Source organism: Streptomyces sp. WELS2, from assembly GCF_013870595.1.
In the GTDB taxonomy this organism is placed as follows: Bacteria; Actinomycetota; Actinomycetes; order Streptomycetales; family Streptomycetaceae; genus Streptomyces.
Genome location: NZ_JACBWZ010000945.1, coordinates 1 through 2,208 on the forward strand (window position 1 = coordinate 1; position 2,208 = coordinate 2,208).

The window sequence follows — 2,208 nt, forward strand, 5'->3', positions numbered from 1 at the left end:
GCCCATGCACGCCGTGCACCGGGCCCGACGAGCAGGCGCGGGCCGCGCTGATCACCCAGACCGACCTCGGCGCCCCCTGGACCGCCACGCGCGGCGCGGCCACCTGGCGGGACGGGCTGCTCAAGAGCCGCACCACGGCCGGGGAGTGCCAGCGGCTGCTGGACGCCCTCTACAGCGACGAACTCCTCGGCGCCCCGGCGCGCGTCGCCGTCGGCCTGGACGACGCCGACACCGACCGCTGCTCGGCCAGCTGGGCATGTCGGCGGCGCTGCTGCTGGGCGTGCTGCCGGCAGGCCGGATGCCGGAGGTGATCCGGCTGGCCCGCGATCTGCTGCCCTCCACCTACGGCGTGGAGGCGTACGCCCGGACCTTCGCACCCCACCCGGACTGGGCCCTCGTCCTCGCCGACCTGGGCGTGTGCGCGGGCGTCGGCGTCGTCTCGCTGGCCGTGGCGACCCGGGCCTACCGCAGGGCCGCCGTCCGGTGACGCGGCGCGCGGCGCGACCTGGCACGATGGCAGGGTGACCGCACCGTTGACTCCACCACCGCACGACGACTCCGCGCACCAGCTCCCGCAGGGGCCGCCGCCCGCCGGGACGCTCGCCGGGCACGGGCCGGAACAGGACGGTCCCGGGCTGCGGACGGAGCTGCGGGAGGGCGCCGTGATCACGGTGGCGCTGACGCTCGGCGGGGTGCTGCTGGGGCTGCTGTGGTGGTGGCTCGCTCCGCACGTGCCGCTGGTCGGCGACGTGCTGGACAAGAGCTGGGTCGTCTACCTCAAGGACAGCGAGGGGGAGCAGGCCGTCGGGGTCGACGGAACGTTCACTCTGCTGGGGCTCGGCTTCGGGCTGGTCAGCGCGCTCGTCGTCTTCCTGCTGCGCCGGCGCGGCGGGGTGCCCCTGGTGGTCGCGCTCGGCCTCGGGGGCCTGCTCGGATCCCTGCTGGCCTGGCGCCTCGGGATCTGGCTGGGCCCCGAATCGGACGTGCTCGCGCATGCCCAGGCCGTGGGCAAGGGCGTGACGTTCTCCGCGCCGCTGAAGCTGTCGGCCAAGGGCGCGCTGCTGGCCTGGCCGATCGCCGCGCTCCTGGCCCACCTCGGCCTGACCGCCCTGTTCGGCCCCCGCGACCCCGAGACGCTGTAGCCCACGGGGGCGTGGGCCGCCGTAGCAGCGCGGCCCCGCCCCCGGGCCCGGGACCCCCCCGGCCGCCGTAGCCGCGTGCCCCTCAGCTCTTTCCGATCGGGGCCAGTACCGCGTCCGTCAGGTCGGCCAGGTCCTTCGGGGACAGTTCGACCTCCAGGCCGCGGCGGCCCGCCGAGACGCAGATGGTGGGGTGGGCGCCGGCCGAGTCGTCGAGGACGGTGGGGAGCTTCTTGCGCTGGCCGAGCGGGGAGATGCCGCCGCGGACATAGCCCGTGGTGCGCTCGGCGAGCGCCGGGTCGGCCATCGTCGCCCGCTTGCCGCCCACCGCTGCCGCCAGGGCCTTCAGGTCCAGCGAGCCGGCCACCGGGACCACGCCGACCACCAGGGAGCCGTCGACCTCGGCCACCAGGGTCTTGAAGACCCGGTCGGGGGAGACGCCCATCGCCTCGGCCGCCTCCTCGCCGTAGGAGGGGTGGGACGGGTCGTGGTCGTAGGAGTGGACGGTGAAGTCCACGCCCGCCGCCGTCAGGGTCACCGTCGCGGGCGTGCCCCCGGACTGCGCCTTCTTCTGCTTCTTCGCCATCCTCGGTTTCCTCGTGGTCCCTCAGTTCAGGCTCGTCGGCGTCCGCGTCAGCTCGAACGCGGGCAGCGACGGCAGGCTGCGGATGATCGACGTCTCCGCGCGCAGCAGCCTGAGCTCGTCCCGCAGCCGCGAGGCGGTGTCCGGCGCCTGGAGCAGCCGCTGCTTGGTCGGCGTGTCGTGCACCATCGCCGCGGCCACCAGGTACGACACCACGCCCGGGTCGTCCGGCAGCTCCGCCCCGGACGACAGCGAGCGCTCCCGCGCTCCCGCCAGCCGCTTCTGGTAGCGGCGGAAGGACCGCAGCACGTCCTCGGCCAGCGCGCCGGCGTCGTCACCGGGCTCTTCCGCCAGCTCCTCCAGCTCCGCGGTCAGATACGGGCCCGACGCGTCCACGGACAGCAGCCGCACCCGGGTCGTCCCGGTCGCCAGGACCTCGAACGTGCCGTCGGACCGCTCCCGGATGGTCGCCGCGTCGGCCACACA

General features: G+C 75.3%; 3 protein-coding genes and 2 pseudogenes. 3 read left to right on the forward strand and 2 right to left on the reverse strand.

The features are described 5' to 3' along the window. From H5J33_RS32055 to H5J33_RS32065, 3 genes and pseudogenes are all read left to right on the forward strand, one after another. Positions 1-236: pseudogene (locus H5J33_RS32055) on the forward strand (hypothetical protein); the annotation flags it as partial. Between the two features lie 2 nt (positions 237-238). Next, positions 239-487 (forward strand): annotated as a pseudogene (locus tag H5J33_RS32060) (ABC transporter permease); the annotation flags it as partial. A gap of 34 nt (positions 488-521) precedes the next feature. Continuing rightward, positions 522-1,142 (forward strand): AAA family ATPase, encoded by a 621-nt coding sequence (locus tag H5J33_RS32065; RefSeq protein ID WP_181798246.1) that lies wholly within the window; start codon positions 522-524, stop codon positions 1,140-1,142. Between the two features lie 82 nt (positions 1,143-1,224). Here the strand turns inward: H5J33_RS32065 and ybaK are convergent, their stop codons facing one another. Both ybaK and H5J33_RS32075 read right to left on the reverse strand, forming a co-directional pair. Further along, complete coding sequence (gene ybaK / locus H5J33_RS32070; RefSeq protein ID WP_181798247.1) at positions 1,225-1,725, reverse strand: Cys-tRNA(Pro) deacylase; 501 nt, start codon at positions 1,723-1,725, stop codon at positions 1,225-1,227. Positions 1,726-1,746: 21 nt separating this feature from the next. Continuing rightward, positions 1,747-2,208 (reverse strand): LON peptidase substrate-binding domain-containing protein (locus H5J33_RS32075; RefSeq protein ID WP_181798248.1); only part of this gene is annotated, 462 nt, incomplete at its 5' end.